General features: G+C 34.3%; 12 protein-coding genes. 7 read left to right on the plus strand and 5 right to left on the minus strand.

Going from position 1 to position 22,046, the window contains the following annotated elements; all coding sequences use genetic code 11:
* Entirely contained in the window at positions 1 to 5,805 is a 5,805-nt protein-coding gene (locus tag ACYX4H_RS12560; protein WP_476236631.1) for a PKD domain-containing protein, read from the minus strand.
* 179 nt (positions 5,806 to 5,984) lie between these two features.
* On the opposite strand from ACYX4H_RS12560, the gene ACYX4H_RS12565 reads away from it, so the two are divergent.
* A complete protein-coding gene (locus ACYX4H_RS12565) occupies positions 5,985 to 6,902 on the plus strand; it encodes a patatin-like phospholipase family protein (protein WP_476236632.1) in 918 nt (305 codons plus the stop codon).
* Positions 6,903 to 6,906: 4 nt separating this feature from the next.
* Here the strand turns inward: ACYX4H_RS12565 and ACYX4H_RS12570 are convergent, their stop codons facing one another.
* Both ACYX4H_RS12570 and ACYX4H_RS12575 read right to left on the minus strand, forming a co-directional pair.
* Positions 6,907 to 7,428 (minus strand): DUF7935 family protein, encoded by a 522-nt coding sequence (locus tag ACYX4H_RS12570; protein ID WP_475296167.1) that lies wholly within the window; start codon positions 7,426 to 7,428, stop codon positions 6,907 to 6,909.
* 6 nt (positions 7,429 to 7,434) lie between these two features.
* Positions 7,435 to 8,997, minus strand: a complete 1,563-nt coding sequence (locus tag ACYX4H_RS12575; protein WP_476236633.1) for an FMN-binding glutamate synthase family protein — start codon at positions 8,995 to 8,997, stop codon at positions 7,435 to 7,437.
* A gap of 192 nt (positions 8,998 to 9,189) precedes the next feature.
* On the opposite strand from ACYX4H_RS12575, the gene ACYX4H_RS12580 reads away from it, so the two are divergent.
* Both ACYX4H_RS12580 and ACYX4H_RS12585 read left to right on the plus strand, forming a co-directional pair.
* Positions 9,190 to 11,550 carry an ATP-dependent helicase gene (locus tag ACYX4H_RS12580; RefSeq protein WP_475296440.1) on the plus strand — a complete coding sequence of 787 codons (2,361 nt, stop codon included), beginning with the start codon at positions 9,190 to 9,192 and terminating at the stop codon, positions 11,548 to 11,550.
* An 89-nt stretch (positions 11,551 to 11,639) separates the two neighbouring features.
* Positions 11,640 to 12,293: a hypothetical protein gene (locus ACYX4H_RS12585; protein WP_476236634.1), complete on the plus strand. Its 654-nt coding sequence runs from the start codon at positions 11,640 to 11,642 to the stop codon at positions 12,291 to 12,293.
* A 6-nt stretch (positions 12,294 to 12,299) separates the two neighbouring features.
* Here ACYX4H_RS12585 and ACYX4H_RS12590 read toward each other — a convergent pair whose 3' ends face one another.
* Positions 12,300 to 13,268, minus strand: coding sequence for a hypothetical protein (locus ACYX4H_RS12590; RefSeq protein WP_476236635.1), 969 nt, complete (start codon positions 13,266 to 13,268; stop codon positions 12,300 to 12,302).
* Complete coding sequence (locus tag ACYX4H_RS12595; protein ID WP_476236636.1) at positions 13,265 to 14,230, minus strand: hypothetical protein; 966 nt, start codon at positions 14,228 to 14,230, stop codon at positions 13,265 to 13,267. The genes ACYX4H_RS12590 and ACYX4H_RS12595 overlap by 4 nt, the downstream gene beginning before the upstream one ends.
* A gap of 83 nt (positions 14,231 to 14,313) precedes the next feature.
* On the opposite strand from ACYX4H_RS12595, the gene ACYX4H_RS12600 reads away from it, so the two are divergent.
* The 4 genes from ACYX4H_RS12600 (at position 14,314) to cas9 (ending at position 22,046) form a co-directional block, all read left to right on the plus strand.
* A complete protein-coding gene (locus tag ACYX4H_RS12600) occupies positions 14,314 to 14,934 on the plus strand; it encodes an L-threonylcarbamoyladenylate synthase (RefSeq protein WP_475296171.1) in 621 nt (206 codons plus the stop codon).
* A 303-nt stretch (positions 14,935 to 15,237) separates the two neighbouring features.
* Complete coding sequence (locus tag ACYX4H_RS12605; RefSeq protein WP_476236637.1) at positions 15,238 to 16,383, plus strand: sensor histidine kinase; 1,146 nt, start codon at positions 15,238 to 15,240, stop codon at positions 16,381 to 16,383.
* A gap of 3 nt (positions 16,384 to 16,386) precedes the next feature.
* Positions 16,387 to 16,776 (plus strand): response regulator, encoded by a 390-nt coding sequence (locus tag ACYX4H_RS12610; RefSeq protein ID WP_475296173.1) that lies wholly within the window; start codon positions 16,387 to 16,389, stop codon positions 16,774 to 16,776.
* Between the two features lie 767 nt (positions 16,777 to 17,543).
* The gene (cas9, locus tag ACYX4H_RS12615) at positions 17,544 to 22,046 is read left to right on the plus strand and encodes a type II CRISPR RNA-guided endonuclease Cas9 (RefSeq protein WP_476236638.1); all 4,503 of its coding nucleotides are present in this window, start codon (positions 17,544 to 17,546) and stop codon (positions 22,044 to 22,046) included.

The following is a 22,046-nucleotide window of genomic DNA, read 5'->3' on the forward strand; positions in this document are numbered from 1 at the left end:
TTATCTAATTAGTACAACAACACCTTTGCTAGTAATGGTTTTTCCGTAAAACGTATCACCTGAAAAGGTGTAGTAATAATTGCCGTTTTCAGCTTCGGCATCGTTTACTTTGCCGTCCCAACCACGTATGCTTTCGCCTTCTTCAGAATAAATCATATTGCCCCAAGTATTGTAAATTTCAAATTTCATGTTTGAAAGCGCAATTTGTGAAGGCAAAAAGAAATCGTTTAAAGCATCTTTATTGGGTGTAAAAGCATTTGGTACAATTAAACTGTAGCCTTTTTTTATGTGAATGGTAATACTTTTTGTATAAACGCAATTAAAAGGATACGTTACTGTTTGTGTTATGGTGTAAATGCCCTCGGTTTTGTAGGTGTGTGTAGAATTTTCATTGCTAGAAAAATTGCCGTCTCCAAAATCCCATGAAACTCCAACAAAACTTCCTGTAGAGGTATTTGTAAATGTTATGGGTGATTCAATTGAATAAAAACCAAAGGTGTTAAAAGCTTCTGCGTTTATTGTGAAATCGGCATTACCCAACACAGGAATGTCAACATTGTATGAATATGAAATGGTGCAACCCGCAGCATCTGTAACATCAATAATTACAAGGCCATTTTGTGTAGTTTGCATTGTGTTGTTATTGCTACCACTTACCGTACCGCTAGACCATGCTATTTGATACGGAGGAACACCTCCAGAGGGTTGTGCTATAAATTGCTGATTAATTTCTTTGGTTTCGCAATTATGGGTGGTTTCAGTAACAACCTCAACTGTTAGGGGTTCAAACCTGTTTATGGTAAAGGTTTCAGAAACGTCACAATTATTAGCATCTGTAACCGTAAGGGTGTAATTTCCAGGCGGTAAGTTGGTTATATCTTCTGTAGTTGCGCCGTGAGACCAACTATAGGTTAATGGTAAAGTACCACCTGTAACAATTGCGTTTATTGCTCCAGAGTTGGCATTATCACAATCTAAGGCATCGGTTTTAGTACCCGAAATGGAAAGCTCATCAGGTTCTATAATGGTAAATGTTTCGTTTATGGTACAGGGTTTACCATCAGTAATAGTTACGCTATAGGTTCCTGGCCCCAAGTTGTTACGCTCAACACCTGCGCTAGGGTCATCATCCCAAACTAAATTAACAGGTGCTATGCCGCCTTCAAAATTTAAAACAATGCGTCCGTCGTTTTCACCAAAACAAGAGATATGTTCCACTTGTGGTGTTATTCTAAAAAGAGGGGCTTCATCAATAATAATAGTAGCTTGTTTTTGGCAATTAGTAGCATCGGTTACCGTAATAACATAAGTGCCAGCAGATAAGTTTGTTTGCGAATTACCAGTGCCTAAATTGCTCCAAGCAACAGTGTAAGGTGCATTGCCACCAGTTATAGAATTAATGGTAATTGAAGCATCATTATCGCCATAGCAGGCAATTTCGGTGGCAGTATAATCAATGATAATTTCATCAGATTGATTGATTACAACGTCTAGGGTAGTGGTACAATTAGAAGCATCGGTTACAGTAACTGTATAAGTGCCAGCAGATAGGTTTGATATGTTTTGGTTTGTGCTTGTAAAACTATTTGGACCTGTCCATGTGTACGTATAATTAAAAACACCAGGACTTGTTTCAATTTGTCTTCCGCCAGTGACATCAATATAAATTTCACCTGTAGCATCACCAAAACAAATAACATTTACTTTATTATTTAAGGATGCAATAAGTTCTGCAGGTTCAACCACAGTAAAATTTTGTGTAATAGAGGGGCAGTTATTAGCATCTGTAACAGTAATTTCGTAATTGCCAGGTGAAAGATTTGTTAAATCTTCATCGGTGCTGTAGGTCATACCATTTCTAGTCCAGTTATAGGTATAAGGTTGTGTGCCGCCGCTTACATCAATTGCAATTTCACCATCATTAGCTTGAAAACAACTAATGGTATCAGGATCAAAATCAATATTACTAAACACCAGTTCATCAGGCTCGGTAATAATAAATGTTTCTGAAAAAGGGCAACCACCATCATCTAAAATAGACACGGTGTAGTTACCGGGAGCTAAGTTTGAAATATCTTCATTACTGCTTGTAAATCCGTTAGGACCTGTCCAAGTAATTTGATACGGATTTCCTGTTGAAAATGGCACACCTCCAGCAATAGTAATGTTTAATGCACCCGCATTAGCACTAAAACAATTACTGTTTATTTGTGATGAAGTAATACTTATTGATGGATTTACAGTTATTTCTACCTCAAAACTTGCGCCCACACAATTGCCTAAGGTCGGCGTTATAGTATACGTAACTGTAGCGGGGTTGGGTGTTGTGTTTGTTAAGGTTTGACTTATAGAAGATTGCGGTGTGGTTTCTTCGGAAGCACCAGTAATAGATCCTGAAGGATTAATAACAGGGGTGCTCCATGTATAAGTTGTTCCGTTGGGAGCTATGTCACTCATCAAAGGTGTTATTGTAAAACTGTTACCACTACAAATAATAGTTGTTTTATTACTGATATTAGGAGTTTCATTAACCGTTTGTTCAGAAGGTGCCGATGCAATTTCTGTACATCCACCTGTAGCAAAAGTTAATACTACATAGTAATACACAGTGCCAATAGTTGTTGAACTAGGTATGAAGTTAGAGCTCGTTTCACCACTAATTGGTGTACCCGAAGTATTGTTGTTTGTGGTATTAGAATACCATTGATAACTAGGTATGCCAACACCATTTGTATAGTTAACAGATAAGGTATTAAAACTGTCACCAAAGCAAATGGTTTCAGAAATTGGCTGATTGGTAATGGTAGCAGCTTGATTGATAATGACTTCAGATGTGTTGCTATTAACTGCACAATCAATACCGGCTTGAGTAACTTCAACATAATAATAAACGGTTCCAACAGCAGAATTTGGTGGTGTAAAAATGGCGTTTGTAGCACCTGTTATGGCTGTGCCGCCAACATTTGTATTGGTACTATTGGTGTACCATTGGTAATTATAGTTATTCCCTAAACCACCCGAAACACTAACACTTAAATTTGTAACTGCAGTGCCTTCGCAAATGGTTTGGGTTGGTAAGGGTTGGTTATCTATAGCGGGGTCTGTAACCACTATAACTTCAGAAACATTGCTGGTTACAGGATTACAACCACTACCAGTTGCGGTAATAATGACGTAAAAATAGTAATTACCAGCTGTATTGAATGTTGGCGGATTATAGCTAGAACTTGTAGCACCTGCTATAGCTGTTCCACCAGTATTGCTATTTGTGGTGTTAGAATACCATTGATAACTTAAAGTGCCTGTGCCGCCTGTATGCGTAACCGATAAGCTGGATGATAGAGTACCACCAACACACAGGCTTTCTGTTGGGGTTGGTTGGGTGGTTATTTGTAGGCCTTCAACAACTTCAACGCGTGCTGTATTTGAACTTATTTCATCACAACCAGCACCCGATGTGAATGATGCAATTACATAATAATATGTAATGCCTATAGTATTGTTTGGTGGTGTAAAGCTATTACTGGTTTCACCGGTAATAGCAGTACCTGTAACGGTGTTATTTGTAGTGTTTTCATACCATTGATAGGTTGGTGTACCCGGACCGTTAACTGATACTGATAAGGGTGTAGAGCTACCGTTTAAGCAAATGGTTTCATCTTGTGGCTGATTGGTAAATGCTGGAGCAGGATCTACAGTAATAACTAGGTTTACAGGTGCACCATCACAACTTCCATTAAATGGTGTTATGGTGTATACCACGTTTTCTGAAGTGGTATTGGTGTTTGTAATTGTTTGTACTGGAATAGCATTGGTAGTGCCACTAGTTGTGTATCCTGTAACCCCTGTTGGTGCTGTGGCAGACCACGAATAAGTAGTGCCAGCAATATTAGATGTTAAATTTACCTCGGTAGTTTGTGTCCCAGAGCAAATGGTTTGTGCTAAATTGGTATTGGTAAGCGTTGGCACTTCATTAATAGTGAAATCTTCGGTAGTGGTTGTAGTGCCACAACTAGAGCTTACACTTAAGCTAATTTGATAGTTTCCTGGACTGCTATAGCTTATAGTTCCGGGGTTTTCGGTAGTTGCAGTAGCTGGTGTTCCGCCGGGGAAACTCCAATTGTAACTAATGGTTTCTGTAGCGGGCGCACAGGTATTTATAATTGCTGAGGGGTTTAATGTGGCAGTTCCGCAGAAATCATTTATAGCATTAATAGTAATGGTTGGTGGCTGTTTAACTTCTATGGTTTGTGATGTAGTATTGCTTCCGCAGCTATTGGTTGTGGTTAATGTAAGCGTGTATGTGCCATCTGTTGTGAACTCTAAAGTTGGTGATTGTGAATTTTCGTTTGTGCCATTAGTAAATTGCCATTGGACAATACCTGTATTACAAAATCCTGAAGTATAACTCACTTCCCAAAGGTATTGCTCACCGCCACAACTATTGGTTAAATTGGTATTATTTGTTGTTTGAACAGTTAAAGGCGTACAGCCATTGTTTGTGTTTAAAGTAAAGGCAGGTACTATTTCAGGTTCTATGCAAATAGTGTTTGTTATGGTATTTGTTGTACCGCAAAAGTTTTGAGCATACAATGATACGGTGTAAGTACCCGGTGTAGTGTACGTATGCAAAGGGTCTCTTAAATTTGATGTATTACCATCACCAAAATCCCAAAAATACCCTGCAGTAGTATCACAGTTTTGGTTATAGCCTGTTTGTGATGTATTAGTAAACTGTACAGCCGTATTAACACAGCCTGTTGCCGGATTTTCAAAAGCCACATCAGGTTTTTTTAATATAATTATGGGGCCTGCTGTTAAGTTTGTAGCACCACATGATGTTGTAATGTATAAAAACACCGTATAACTAAAGTTTGGGCAGTTAGATTCTGTATATTCATGAGGAATAGGGAAATCTTGAGAATTCACTGGGGCTGCACTATTGTAATATATTGAGTTTTCTAGTTGTTGTTGGGTGTAAGTTTCAATAGTACCATCACCAAAATCAACTTGGTAATTGGTATCTGGCGGATTTGTACCCCATGAACCAATGGCAAATTCAATAGGCGCAATGGGTGTACATAAATTAACTGTATTACCAGGGTTTACAATAGCGCCTGTAGGGTTACTTGAATTTTTTATTAAATAAGTTACGGTATTGTTACAATTTGTGCCATTACCTGTAATGCGCATATTGTAAGACCCTAGTTGTGTGTAGGTGTGCGTTAAAGGAAAACTTACGTTTGTTTCAGTGTTGCCATCGCCCCAATCTATATCATAAGATGTTATACAACTTCCGGTTGATCTGTTTCCTACATTTACGGTGTATGAAGGATCTGATGTATTATTTCCACAATTATCAAATTGAGGTGTAAAATTAGCTTCGGCATCAATATCATAAAAATTTAAATTAGGTGTTTCAAGTACAGGAACAGCTTTGGTTACAGAAGCTCTTTCTCCATTGGAGTCTGTTACTGTAAGTGTAACATTTACGTTTCTAGTACCGCAACCCACTACATTAAACCTATGTGAAGGGTTGTTACTAGTGCTAGTGCTGCCGTCATCACTAAAATTCCATAAATAGGTAAAAGGACCATCTCCAGAAACCGATGAAGTAAAATTAACTTGAGTACCAGAACAAGCCCCACTATTATTAAACGTAAAATCTATTACAGGAGGTGGTAAAGCATGTGATGAACTATTTAAAAACGATGATGCTAACAGGTTTTGGTTAGATTTTAGCGCAGATAATGATGCAATAATTGCAACAGAAAACACTGCAAGAAGAAAAAATTTCTTAAGCATACGCAGGGTTAAGATTTTAGTTAATAGCTGATACTAAAATAGATATTCTTTTTTTTCCTGCTAAATTAAATTAGAGGTATAACCTTTTTATTCTATAAACTACCAACCTATTTAAAAAAAACAGAAGGCTTGTATAAATGTGATGCCATAATCATTATATTTAAACCTTATTTTACTTTATGAAAGCATTAGTAATTTCTGGCGGTGGTAGTAAAGGCGCTTTTGCGGGCGGTGTTGCTCAATATTTAATTGAAGAACAAAAAAACGATTATGATATGTTTTTGGGTACTTCAACCGGAAGCTTGTTAGTGCCACATTTAGCAGCGGGTAGAATTGATAAATTATTTGATGTTTATACCAATGTAAATCAAGATAGCATTTTTAGTGTAAACCCTTTTGTTATAAGGAAAAAGGGCGATAGAAACTTTGTATCTATAGATTTTATAAATACCATTTGGCAGTTTATAAAAATGAAACGCACCTTTGGTGAAAGTAAAAACCTAAAAAAACTAATTAAGCGAAAATTTACTGAAGAAGAGTTTAACTTAATTAAACAAACCAAAGATGATGTGGTTATAACGGTATCTAACCTTACAAAAAACAGTGTTGAGTATAAATCTATTAACGATTATTCATACGAAGAATTTTGTGAATGGATTTGGATTTCATGTAATTACATACCATTTATGTCTTTAGTGAAAAAGAATGATTTTGAATATGCCGATGGCGGTTTAGGGTGTATTGTACCTATACGCGAAGCTATTTTAAGAGGTGCAACACAGGTTGATGCCATTGTTTTAAAAGCAGAATCTATGCAAGGCAATAAAGTGTTGGGAAAAAATCCGTTTTCACTAATGATTAGTTTGTTTGGGCATTTATTAGACAGAATGGAGCGTAACGATGTTACCATTGGTAAATTAGCTGCTATTGCTAAAAATGTAGACCTTAATTTATATTACACACCATCAAACCTTACAGAAAACTCATTGATTTTTGATAAAAAACTAATGCGTACTTGGTGGCAACAAGGTTTTGAGTATGCTAAAAATAAATGCGCAGAAGCTAAAAATAACGAACTCCGTTTAGAAGAAGATTAAGAGGTTACCAAAGGCTAGAAACCTCATCTTTAATAAACATAAGCGCCGTGTCACTAGGTGCTTTTCGCTCCATCATTTCAGTTAAAATAATCTCACGTAATTTACTGGCCGTATCTGTTTTTTCAGAAAGATTTGCTTTTCTAATTAATTGAATAGTAGCGTTTTTAGCCGCTACAATTATGCTCCAGCATTTATCTGTAACGTAAATTTGTTGTGATAAGTTATGTTCAAATTCCTGTTCAATACTCTGTATTAAAAGTGCTTCATACATGTTTTTATCGTCACTGTTTGGTGCAACTCTTAGCAGTAATTTAGAAGGCGTAATACGTTCTAAAAAAAGGGCCATACGCTCATAGGCTTGTAATCTAGAGGGTAGTGCGCTTACTTGTAAATCTTTTTTTAATAAAAAGCGCCTACGACCATCTTCATTTTTAGTATGCGCTTTAAAAAATTTATAGGCAATTATACCAGTAATTAATGTTGGTATAGCAAAAAGAAATAAATCAAAAATTCTGGTTAATTCCATGATGTTTTAAGCGTTTTGTTTACCACCCAAATATAAACAATCTTTTAAATGTTGCATGCCAGAAAATGGCACTGGGTCTTTTTCGTACATGTACGTGCGGCTTAATTCTTTACTCAAGTTGTGGTCATCAACATTTACTTCAATATCAGTCATTTTAAACTGGCAAGGGTGCTCATAACCGGCAGCATGTGTTATTTCAATTAATTCTTTTTTAAAGGTTTTAAAATACTGTGCTAAACGTTCAGATTTTAAAGGAATATTAATACCATTTTGTAGCCATTTACTTTGGGTAGCTATACCAGCAGGACAACGGTTTGTATGGCAAACTTGCGCTTGTATGCAGCCAATGCTCATCATAGCTTCACGGGCTACATTAATACAATCTGCCCCCATAGCAAAGGCCATAGCAGCTTTGGCAGGAAAACCTAATTTGCCACTACCAATAAACACAATACGGTCTGTTAAGCCTTTATTTTTAAAAAGTTTGTATAAATCACTAAAACCATACACCCATGGTAATGATACGTGGTCTGCAAAACTAGGAGGTGCAGCTCCTGTACCGCCTTCACCACCGTCAACAGCAATAAAATCGGGGCCTTTTCCTGTTTTAAGCATAATGTCGGCTAATTCTTGCCATTGATTTAATTTACCAATAGCGGCTTTAATACCAACAGGTAAACCGGTTGCTTCGGCAATGTTTTCAATAAAATCTACCATCTCTTTAACGTTAGAAAACGCCGAATGATTTGGAGGCGATAGTACGTCTTTACCAATTTCAACACCACGAATATCTGCAATTTGTTTGGTTATTTTTGCACCTGGTAATACACCACCTTTTCCTGGTTTTGCACCCTGTGAAAGTTTAATTTCTATCGCTTTAATAAACGGATTATCGTTAACCAGTTGCTTCATTTTTTCCATAGAAAAATTACCATCATTATCACGCACACCAAAATAACCCGTACCAAAATGAAAAATAACATCGCCACCGTTTCTGTGGTAGGGCGATAGGCCACCTTCACCTGTATTATGGTAAGCATCGGCAATTTTAACACCTTTGTTTAAAGACTCAACAGCTTTGGCAGATAATGAGCCAAAACTCATAGCAGAAACATTAATTATAGACGCTGGCCTATAAGGTTTTTTGCGTTTGTTGTAAGCACCCATAACTTTGGCACATGGTAAAAAACTTTTATCAATGCTATTAGGGTGGTTTTTATCAATTTTATAAGGCATCATAGCATTATTTATAAAAATATGCTGATGTTCAAAAATATCTCTATCTGTACCAAAACCTTCGTAGTTGTTTTCGTTTTTAGCCGAGGCGTAAATCCAACCACGTTCAATACGGTTAAACGGCAGTTCTTCGCGGTTATTAGCTACAAAATATTGGCGCATTTCGGGGCCTATACTTTCTAGCCAATAGCGTAAATGCCCAACAATAGGGTAGTTGTGGCTTATAGTGTGTTTTTTTTGTATAAAAATATCACGAATTGCCACTAAGATTAAAACAATAAAAATCCATAACCACCAAGGTATATTTGAGAGGGTATTAAAAACAGTATCCATGTAAATTAAATTGATAAGTATTTTGTAAAGTTAAAGATATTTAAAATTTAAAACTTATAATGTTAACACAACCTTAAGTATTGATTTTATGAAATGCTGAGGTTTTAATAATATTGTTTATAATTATTAATAAATAGCTATAATTAAAACCGAAACAATAGTTATTTTCACATGATTAAAAATGATGATGATTTGGAAAAGTATTTAAGCCAACTAAATGACGCACAATTAGAGCCTACCATACAAGTTGATGGCCCTATGATTGTTATAGCAGGAGCAGGTTCTGGTAAAACCAGAGTGCTTACGTATAGAATTGCATATATGATGAGTAAAGGTATTGATGCCTTTAATATTTTAGCCTTAACATTTACCAATAAAGCAGCGCGCGAAATGAAAGAGCGTATTGCTAGTATTGTAGGAACTACCGAAGCCAAAAATTTATGGATGGGTACATTTCACTCGGTGTTTGCTAGAATTTTACGTAGTGAGGCCGATAAGTTAGGCTACCCAAGTAATTTTACTATTTATGATACACAAGATTCTGATAGGTTAATACGCGATATAATTAAAGAATTACAGCTAGATAAAGATATTTATAAGTATAAACAAATACGCTCTAGAATTTCATCATACAAAAACAGTTTAATTACGGTACGTGCTTATTTTCAAAACCCGGAACTAATTGAGGCCGATACCATGGCACGCAGACCACGCATGGGCGATATTTACAAAACCTATGTAGAGCGCTGTTTTAAAGCTGGTGCTATGGATTTTGATGATTTATTGCTTAAAACAAACGAACTTTTAACGCGTTTCCCAGAGGTGTTAGCCAAATACCAAAACCGTTTTAAATATATTTTGGTAGATGAGTACCAAGATACCAACCATTCACAATATTTGATAGTTAGAGCCTTATCAGATAAGTTTCAAAATATATGTGTTGTGGGTGATGATGCGCAAAGTATTTATGCCTTCCGTGGGGCAAACATTAATAATATTTTAAATTTTCAAAAAGATTATGATGATGTAAAAGTGTTTAGGTTAGAGCAAAATTACCGCTCTACCAAAAACATTGTAAATGCCGCTAATTCCGTAATCGATAAAAATCAAACCAAATTAGATAAAGTAGTTTGGACAGCCAATGACGAGGGAGGTAAAATTGTAGTACACCGCTCTTTAACCGATGCCGATGAAGGGCGTTACGTGGCTAGTACAATTTTTGATACTAAAATGAATAATCAATTACCTAATAGTGATTTTGCTATTTTGTATAGAACCAATGCCCAATCGCGCTCCATTGAAGATGCGTTACGCAAACGCGAAATTCCTTATAGAATTTATGGTGGTTTATCGTTCTATCAGCGTAAAGAAATTAAAGATGTACTATCATACTTAAGGCTTGTTATAAACCCCAAAGACGAAGAGGCTTTAAAGCGTGTTATAAACTTTCCACCACGCGGTATTGGGCAAACTACTATTGATAAATTAATGGTGGCAGCCAATGGGTACAACCGCTCTATTTTTGAGGTTATGAAAAACATTGATAAAACCAATGTTAAAGTAAATTCAGGCACCAAAAATAAGCTGCTAGATTTTGTAACCCTAATAGAAAGTTACCAAGTATTAAACCAAACTGCCGATGTTTTTGAGTTAGCTGAACATGTTACCAAAAGCAGCGGTTTAATAAAAGAATTTAATAAAGATGGTACGCCCGAAGGTGTTACCAGAATGGAAAATATTGAAGAGCTTTTAAATGGTATGAAAGATTTTGTGGAAGGCCAAAAAGAAATTGCCGATGCCAGAGGATCTTTAGCAGAGTTTTTAGAAGATGTTGCCTTAGCTACCGATATGGATAATGATAAAGATGATGGCAATAAAGTAGCACTTATGACCATTCACTTAGCCAAAGGTTTAGAGTTTCCGTATGTGTATATTGTTGGTTTAGAAGAAGATTTGTTTCCAAGTGCTATGAGCATGAATACCCGTAGCGAGTTAGAAGAAGAGCGCCGTTTGTTTTATGTAGCTTTAACCAGAGCCGAAAAGCAAGCCTATTTAACCTATGCCTTATCACGTTACCGTTGGGGGAAATTAGTAGATTCTGAACCAAGTAGATTTATTCAAGAAATAGACGAGCAGTATTTAGATATACAAACGCCTATAGAAGAACAGCGTATTAACCCTATGCTTAGCGCCGATATTTTTGGCGATGTTGATGCAAACGGACACAAAACAGAGTATAACAAAGTACGTTTTAAACCCGCAAAACAACCTACTTTAAAAAAGGGACAAACCAAACAAGCACCAGAAAAATATCAAGCACCTACGCCTAAAAATTTAAAACGCGTATCTAGTGCAACAAGTAATGCCGGAAGCACCAATTTATTTGATGGTAAATTAGTAGCAGGTAATATGGTTAAGCACGAGCGTTTTGGAACAGGCGAAGTCTTAAAAATTGAAGGCGTTGGAGCAGATACCAAAGCAGAAATTAAATTTACTGGTGTTGGTGTAAAAAAATTACTATTAAGATTTGCTAAGTTAGAAGTAGTAGGGTAGTATTTTAAGTTAATTACGCGTTAAATAATTAAGGTTTATCATATACATTTTCTCATTGCATTAAATTTGAATTCATAAATATCGTAATTATGAAATTGTATATATCTCTATTTATTGTTTTAAGTTTTAACATGTTGTCTTTTGCTCAAAGAGGTGGCGGTGGTATGCAAGGAGGTGGTATGAGAGGTGGCGGACAAAGAGGTAATATGCCTAACGGTATGCAACAAAGACCAGAAGTTAAAAAATTTAATGCTTATGATGTTGCTGGTTTTATAACCTATGACTCTGATGAAATTATAAAAAAAATAAAGCTAAAAAAAGATAAAAAGGTTATTCTAGGTTTAGAAAGAGCTGTTGCTACTTACAATCAAAGTATAAGTGAAATTAAGCTAATGAATAAAGATAATTTTGATACGCTTAACATTTATATGAATTCAATTATGGAAGCTAGAATGCTTGAAAGAAGATCTGGTATGGTTACCCAAATGCCAGGTGAAGATGAGCAAATGTTAGAAGCTAGAAAGAAAATAGGCGAAAAAATAAAACCAGCAAGACAAGCAATAAAAAAAGAGGGTGAAAAATTAAATGCCGCTATGAAAATATTACTAGATAATAAAAAATTTAGTAAATGGGTTAAATACGAAAAAGAGTTAAAAGAAGCTCTAAAACCAGAGAAAGTTAATAGAAATGAAGATAATTTGAGTATGCAAAGGCGTGGTAGTATGGGTAGGCCGCGTTTTTAAACGCTGTTATTTCACCATACAAACTGAGTTTACATTACCAGAATCATCATATTCTTTAACGCTGTTATTGGGGTCTGTAATCCATTGTCCATCAACAATAAATTTGTAATGGTGTTTACCACCAGAAAGCGGCACTACGTATTTCCAACCATAATCGGTTTTGCGCATTTCATATAAATACGTATTCCAGTTATTAAAAGAGCCAGACAATATCACTTTTTTAGCATTGGTATGGCCTCTAAGTTTAAAAGCGGTGTAGGCCTTTATATCTATAACCGAGTTGAATTCACCATACTCATTGGGTGTTTTATTAGGGTTGTGCGGGTCTTCTATCCAGTGGCCATCAACAATAAACCGGTATTGATACACATCGGGTTTCATTTGTAATGTAAGTTCCCAACCGGTTGATGTGCGTTTCATTTTAAATAAATTTTCATGCCATTTATTAAAAGAACCTGCCAAAATAACACGCTTCGCATTTTTATAACCATTTAGTTTAAAATGCACGTTGCCATTATCATCAGGGTAGGCGGTGTACATTTTTAGGTTGTAAATACCTTTTAATTTTATATGGTGCTTGCGGGCTTTTGCTATATTTGGGTCTTGTTTTGTAGGTTCTGCCCAATAGTTGTTGTTTATTACAAACTTAAATTCGTAAGTAAAATTATCAGAAAAATCTAAAATACTTTTTTTAAGTTGATACACGTATTGGTCAATTCTTGCCATTTTCCAATGGTTTCTAGACCATAAATTGAAATCGCCAGCAACTACCACATTTTCAATATCAAAATCTTGAAATTCTAAAACTTGCCCCGTATGTTCTTGGGTAAATTTTTGGTAATCTCGCACATCAAAAGTAAACACCACGGTATCGCCTTCAATTTTATAGCCTTTAAAGGTGTTTTTTTGGGCAAACATGGCTAAAGAAAAGGTGGTAATATAAATAAAAATAATATGTGTAACTACTAGTTTCAATGTTGGGGTAACGGAAAATCTATGAAATATAACATTTCTTTTTTGTAATTAATAATAGTACGTTTTTGGGCAAAAAAGGCGTACCCTAAAATACCGTCTAAATCTGTGCCAAAAGCAGCATTCATGTTATTTAAATTTGTTAAAATAGTAAGCATGGGGCCAAAATAAATGCGCTCACTTAGTTTTACACGGTGTAATTTGCCTGCTAATACTTCAATGCGCCTGTGTTTACTAGCCCCGGTTAATATAAGTCTTTTTTTAGGAATAAAATATTGTAAAGCCTTTTTGTTAATGCGTTTATTAATTTGGTTAAACTCGGCAGCACTATCTATACCAAGTTTTACAAAGTGGTTATTTATAAAACCATTAACAACAATACTGTGTTTTTTAAGGGTAAAGTTAAGGCTATCAGCAATTTTTTCTAGGTACACGTGTTTGTTTAAGGTATTACCTGCGTGGTCTGTTTTTGTAAGTGTTATTTGGTTTAAGTACATATCAATAAACACTTCATAATCTTTAAGTATGTTATAGCCAATAATACCTAAAATTTGTGTTTTTTTGGTTTTTTCAATATGCGATAAATCAATAACATCCGATGTTTTATTTTCTAAAGTAAAGCCTTGTAGCGCTAATTTTTTAATTTGTTTTTGGTGTAGGTTTTCAATATTGTGTAATACGCCACTAGTGTTGCTTTGTTTTTTATTAAAAGCATATACGTTTTTAAAATGTACTTTGTTTAAAATTAGGCTTTCAGAACCAGTATCAATAATAAAATTGCCTTTTTTATTAAGTAATTCAGCTTCAACCACCATTAAATGGTCTACTAGTTTAAACGGAATTCTGGTAGTATATTTGTTAACATTTTCGGCTTTTGAAAACCTTATAGGTGGCACTATACCAGTATTTGCAAGAGCGTTATTGCCTATTAAAATAAACGTAATAATGTATAAAAGCTTTTGCATATACCATAAAAGACGCCTGTACAATGTATATGTTACAAGAAATTGTTTTAAATTGTTATTAATTACAAAAAAAATGAGGTGTTATGGCAGTATTATTAAGAATTTATGAAGAAAACCCCAATGCTAAAGATATTGAAAAAGCAGTAGCTGTTTTAAAACGCGGTGGTTTAATAATTTACCCAACCGATACCGTATATAGTTTAGGGTGCGATATTACTAATATTAAAGCCCTAGAACGTGTTGCACAAATAAAAGGAGTGAAATTAGAAAAGGCTAACTTTTCATTTGTGTGTCATGATTTAAGTAATTTAAGCGATTATGTAAAGCAAATAGATACGTCTGTTTTTAAAATACTAAAACGTGCGTTACCAGGGCCATATACCTTTGTGTTGCCAGGAGCAAAATCATTACCCAATCCGTTTAAAAAACGTAAAACCGTAGGTATACGTGTGCCCAATAATGCCATAACTTTAGAGCTGGTAAAGCAATTAGGTAACCCTATAATTTCAACCTCTATTTATGATGAAGATGAAGTTATTGAATATACCACAGACCCTGAACTTATTCACGAAAAATGGAATACCACGGTAGATTTGGTTATAGATGGTGGTTATGGCGATAACGTACCATCAACCATTATTGATGTATCAAAAGACACGCCCGAAGTAGTACGAGAAGGCAAAGGCGATTTATCTATTTTTTAACCTTTTCAACCAAACTTAATAAATAAAAATACTGTTTTTAATTTGATAAACAACATCATGAATAGTTTCAATTAACATATAATTTCTTCTGAATATAAAAACGCTTTAAAAACTACTATTTATCTTATAAAAAAGCACTTAAAAACAGTGTTGTATAAAAAATATTACGTAATTTAGTTATGTCTTTTGAAGGGTGTTTATTGCTAGCTTCTATAACTCATAAGGCAACGTGCTCTCACAACAAAAAGCAACGTTTTATATAATTAAACGTGTGCTTTAATTTCTAATGTACAATTGTGGAATATGGAGCATTATTTAAAACAAGAACTTTATGATTTAATAAAAACGGATAGTAACATATTCAATTTTATTGAAAAAGGATCGCTTGATGGTATTTGGTATTGGGATTTAGAACATCCTGAAAATGAATGGATGAGCGAAAAATTTTGGACTGAGCTTGGGTACAATCCTGAAGACATGCCCCATAAAGCTTCTGCATGGCAAGACATTATAAACCAAGACGATTTAGCTGTAGCCATTGATAATTTTAATAAACACTGTGCAGACTCATCACATCCATATGATCAAATTGTGAGATACACTCATAAAAATGGTTCTACAGTATATATACGTTGCCGGGGCTTAGTAATTCGTGATGATAACGGAAAACCCCTAAGAATGTTAGGCGCTCATAACAACATCACATCGGCTATAAACTATAATTTAGAAAAACAAGTAAACCAAAAATTAGCAGACACCAATAAACTTCTTAAAAGTAAAAATAACGAGCTTGAGCAGTTTTCATACATTACCTCACATGATTTGCAAGAGCCTCTTAATTCCATAATTTCATTCTCAAATTTATTAGAAAACGAAAAAGCCAACATGGGCGAAGTTGGTATTAAGAGTATTGAAGTTATTAAAAGTTCGGCATACAGAATGAAAGATTTTATTGTGTCTTTGCTTGAATATTCCAGAATAGGAAAACAGAAAGAAAAAACAATAGTTGATATTGAAACCATTATTAATAACCTAAAAATAGACTTGCACGATTTAATTAAATGCAAACAAGCAAGTGTAAATTATATAGGTAAGCCCTTAAAAATAAGTGCTTTTAAACAAGATTTAATAAAAGTATTTCAAAATTTAGTAGTAAACGGTATAAAGTACACCAAAGAAAATAAGCAACCATTTATAGTTATAAATGTAGAAGAAGACACCAAAGTATATAAATTCTCGGTAACCGATAATGGTATAGGCATTCCAGAAAACCAATTTGATAAAGTATTTGAAGTATTCCAAAGATTACATGCACGAGACAAATACTCAGGTACAGGCATAGGGCTATCGCACTGTAAAAAAGTTGTAGAATTACACGGTGGTGATATGTGGTTAACTTCTCAAGTAGGAAAAGGCAGTACATTTTATTTTACAATAGCTAAAACATAACAAATGAAAACTTTAGAGCGTATTATGTTGGTTGATGATGACCCCAACACCAACTATTACAACAAAATTGTATTAGAACAAAAAAAACTATCAAACCACATTGTTATTTTTGAAAGCGCACAGGAAGCTTTAGAATATTTAAAACACGGCAATGATAAAGTAGATTTAATTTTGTTAGACATTAATATGCCAATAATGAATGGGTGGCAGTTTTTAGAGCATTATGAGGCTTTAGATGCTAACAGAAAAGCAACCATAGTTGTTGTTATGCTAACATCATCAGTTAATGGTGATGATAAAGACAAAGCCGAAAAGTTAGGTACGGTTAAAAAGTTTATTAATAAACCTTTAGTACCAGAAACCATTGATGAAATACGAAGCCTTTTTGAATAATTACATGTAGACTTTTAAGAACTTTTTATAGGCTAAAAACCCCTAAAAAAACACTAATTTATGTTATGGGCGTTTTCCTAAAAAAATGCCTTGTAAAGCCCAGTAAAATTAGGGGCTAAGAACGGTACTGATGAATAAATTGATTCGTCAGTACCGTTTTGCGCATTCATGCGTACGAATAAAATGATTCGTACGCATGAATTTTTGCACTCGTTTGGATGGTGCTTTTTTTTAGGCTTTTTTAGGGTAAAAATTTTGTTTAAAATGCCTATAAAATACCAGTTAATTACAGTGTGTTTTATTTAAGAAATTTCATATATTTATAATCTCTCTCTTAAAAAAATAACAGCTCATTTTTAGTTGTGTGTAACTTGTTGATAGCTAGTGTTAAAGTGTTTTACTGAAAAATACATCTAATTAAAAACTAGGATAATTAGATGCCGAATACGTAAATTTTATAATTTATGAGTTAGTACTAGTGAAATCATTTTATAGCAAAAAAATGCGTCGAATTAGAAGTCGAGGCGGCTTAAATGTTTTACTCGCAAATTTTATGATTGATAGGATTGAGCTCGTGAAGCCATTTAAAGAAAAAAAGAAAACGACACAAGATAACCTATGCCGTTTTAAATGTTTTCACAACGGAATAATCCTTATTGTGAATTGCTTTCAGTACGGTAAATATATAAAAAAATTAATAAACCAAATACGGATTTCCGTAATAGACATAATAAATAAACTTATAAGTTTTAATAAAGCATACATTAATGAAAAAAATACTAGGGTTAGATTTAGGTACCAACTCTATTGGGTGGGCGTTAGTAGATCAAAATTTTGATAAAAAGGAAGGAAAAATAAACAATTTGGGTGTCCGTATTATTCCAATGAGTGCGGACATTCTAGGAAAGTTTGATGCGGGACAATCGCATTCACAAACAGCAGATAGGACAGGATATAGAGGAACAAGACGTTTATACCAACGTGATAACTTACGTAGAGAACGTTTGCATCGTGTACTGAATATACTTGGTTTTTTACCAGAACATTATGCAGAACATATTGATTTTGAAAAACATTTGGGACAATTTAAACAGGGTAAAGAAATTAAGCTTAATTATAAACCGACTGCTGAAGGCAAGTTTGAGTTTATTTTTCAATCTTCTTTTAAAGAAATGGTTGCAGATTTCAAAAAACATCAAGCAGAATTGTTCTATGTGAAGCCTAACGGAGAAGAAACTAAGATACCCTATGATTGGACACTCTATTATTTGCGCAAGAAAGCGTTAACTCAACCTTTAACCAAACAAGAACTTGCTTGGATTATTCTAAATTTCAACCAAAAACGTGGATATTATCAGTTACGAGGTGAAGAGATTGATGATGATAAAAACAAGCAATTTGTAAAGCTTAAGGTAAAAGAAGTTATTGACTCTGGCGAAGCTGTAAAAGGAAAACCATTGTTTAATGTGATTTTTGAAAACGGTTGGAATTACGATAAACAAGTTGTTAAAACCGAAGATTGGATAGATAGAACCAAAGAGTTTATTGTAACTACAAAAACTCTAAAAAATGGAGATTTAAAAAGAACCTATAAAGCGGTAGATTCTGAACAAGATTGGGCAGCCATAAAAGCTAAAACCGAACAAGATATTGAATGTTCAAGTAAAACGGTTGGCGAATATATTTACGAAACCCTACTTGAAAATCCAACCCAAAAGATAAGAGGGAAACTTGTAAAAACCATCGAACGTAAGTTCTACAAAGAGGAATTGCAGAAAATATTATCAAAGCAAAAAGAGCTACAACCGCATCTTTTTACAAATGACTTATTCACAGCTTGTATTGAAGAATTATATCCTAGAAATGAAGCACATCAAAATACTATAAAAAATAAAGATTTCGTTTATTTATTGATGGACGATATTATTTTTTATCAACGTCCTCTTAAAAGTCAAAAATCTAATATTTCGGGTTGCCAATTAGAACAACGCGTTTACTTCAAAACCAATAAAGAAACAGGTGAAAAAGAAAAAGTGAAACAAGCTGTAAAAAGCATACCAAAATCGCACCCGTTATTTCAAGAGTTTAGAATATGGCAGTGGTTACAAAACCTAAAAATTTATAATAAAGTTGATACGGATAAAGGAGAACTAACCGATGTTACTTCAGAATTATTACCAAACGAAGTCAGTTGGGTAGATTTATTTGACTTTCTTCAAAGTAAAAAAGAACTAGAACAAAAGCAATTCATAAAATACTTCATTGACAAAAAGCTTATCAATAAAACTGAAAAAGACCATTACCGTTGGAATTATGTTGAGGATAAAAAATATCCTTTCGCAGAAACCAGAGCTCAGTTTATTTCTCGTTTATCTAAAGTAGAAGGTATTGAAGACATCAACACCTTTTTAGATGAAAAAACCCAACTCGGGACTAAACAAAACAGCCCCATTGTATCCAGAATCGAACAGCTCTGGCACATTATTTATTCGGTTTCAGATATTAACGAATACAAATCTGCCCTAGAAAAGTTCGCCATAAAGCACCATTTAAATCAAGAATCTTTTGTAGCCAATTTCATTAAATTTCCACCTTTTAAAAGCGACTATGGCAGCTATTCTAAAAAAGCATTAAACAAATTGTTGCCTTTAATGCGTAGAGGTAAATACTGGAACGAAAATGAGATTTCAGATAAAGTAAAACAGCGTGCTTCTGAGGTAATGGAACGCATTAAGGCGCTTCAGCTAAAAGAGGATTTCAGTACCAAGGAATTAGCCGAAGCTTTGGCAGCTGTTAGTGATGATGATGTAAACAAACAGCTTGTCAAAAGTTTTGTTCCATTTACAAATAAAAACCCTTTAATGGGCTTAAATACTTATCAAGCTACATATTTGGTTTATGGCAGACATTCCGAGGTTGGTGAAATTCAAAAGTGGAAAACACCGGAAGATATAGACACGTATCTTAAAAACTTTAAGCAACACTCACTTCGTAATCCAATTGTTGAGCAAGTAGTTACTGAAACGTTGCGTGTGGTACGCGATATATGGAAATACCACGGCAAAAGCCAACCTAGATTTTTCAATGAAATTCATGTAGAGCTAGGTCGTGAAATGAAAAACCCAGCCGGAAAACGTGAACAAATTTCAAAACGAAATACCGAGAACGAAAATACCAATCATCGCATTAGAGAAATCTTAAAAGAGTTAATGAAAGATGCTTCTATTCATGGTGATGTTCGAGATTATTCTCCTAATCAACAAGATTTATTAAAAATTTATGAAGAAGGGGTATATCAAAGTCCAAAGGTAGATTACTCAAAAGTTAGCGAAGATGAGATTGCTAAGATTAGACGTAGCAACAGCCCAACGCCAAAGGAAATTCAGCGTTATCGCTTATGGCTAGAACAAGGCTATATTTCTCCATACACAGGTAAACTAATTCCATTGTCAAAACTGTTTACGCACGAATATCAAATAGAACATATTATACCACAGTCGCGTTACTTTGACAATTCATTAAGTAATAAAATTATTTGCGAAAGCGCTGTCAATGAGGATAAAGATAATAAAACAGCATTTGAATATTTGCAAGTAAAAGGCGGGAACGTTGTCAACGGTCATAAATTATTAAGTCTTGCTGAATATGAAGCCCATGTTGCTCAATACTTCAAAAACAATCGTCAAAAGCTTAAAAACCTGTTGAGTGAAGATATTCCAGAAGGGTTTATTAATCGACAAATGAACGATAGTCGTTACATAAGTAAATTGATTAAAGGTTTATTGAGTAATATTGTACGAGAAGAGGGCGAACAAGAAGCTACCTCTAAAAACTTAATTCCTGTAACAGGTTCTATAACCTCAAAACTTAAAAACGATTGGGGATTAAACGACAAATGGAACGAACTTATTTTACCACGGTTTGAACGTTTAAATCAATTAACTCAAACTAACGCTTTTACAACAAAAAACACTAATGGTACTACAATACCTACTGTACCAGATAACTTGCTAAAAGGCTTTAGCAAAAAACGAATAGACCATCGCCATCACGCTTTAGATGCTTTGGTGGTAGCTTGCAGCACACGAAAGCATACGCAATACCTTAACTCATTAAACAATGAAAAAATAAAACACGAACTAAAGCCTTCTTTACTAGTTAAAAATAGTGATAGCAGGTATTCAAAAGCTTTCCAAATGCCGTGGCAAGGATTTACATCCGAGGCTAAAAACCAGCTAGAAAAAACGGTGGTTAGTTTTAAGCAAAACTTACGAGTTATCAACAAAGCCAACAATAAATTTTGGTCTTATACAGATGAAAATGGTAAACTAAACTTAGACAAAAACAACAACCCCGTTAAAAAACTTCGCAAGCAAACCAAGGGTGATAATTGGGCAATTAGAAAAGCAATGCATAAAGAAACCGTTTCAGGCAAATACAATATCAAAACACCTAACGGTAAAATTGCGACTGCTGTAAGAGGTTCTTTGGCTGACATTAAAAACGAAAAGCATTTAGCTAAAATAACAGACGCCCAAATAAGAGAAGTGATTTTACCAAATCATTTAAAAAACTATATAGACGAGAAAGGCAAAATTAAATTTGATGTAGCCTTTAGCGATGAAGGAATCGAAGATTTGAACAAAAATATTGTCGACTTAAACAATGGTAAAAAGCATCAACCTATTCGTAAAGTTAAGTTTTTTGAAGTTGGGAGTAAGTTTTCTGTATCCGAAAATGAAAATTCAGCAAAAAACAAGAAATACGTTGAAGCTGCAAAAGGCACCAACCTCTTTTTTGCTGTGTATTGGAATGATAAAAAACAAAAAAGAAATTATGAAACTGTACCCCTTAATGAGGTAATTGCACACCAAAAGCAAGTAGCACATTTACCCAAAAGTGAACGTTTACCCATACAGCCCAACAGTCAAAAAGGTGAGCTTCTATTTACGCTTTCGCCAAATGACTTGGTTTACGTTCCAACAGATGAGGAACTAATCAATATAGATGCCATTGACTTCAATAGTTTAAATCAAGAACAAACAAAACGAGTGTATAAAATGGTGAGCTGTACTGGAAGTGAATGTCATTTCATATCACAAACACTAGCATCATTAATTAAAAATTACGATTCGAAATCAAAAATCGGTGAATTAGGTAGTTTAAACAAACAAGAAACATCAATGGATTTAATAAATTCTATCAGAATAAAAGAAAGATGCATCAAACTAAAAGTCGATAGACTCGGTATCATAACACAAATTAAGTAG

The organism is Seonamhaeicola sp. ABD4_340 (assembly GCF_056312135.1).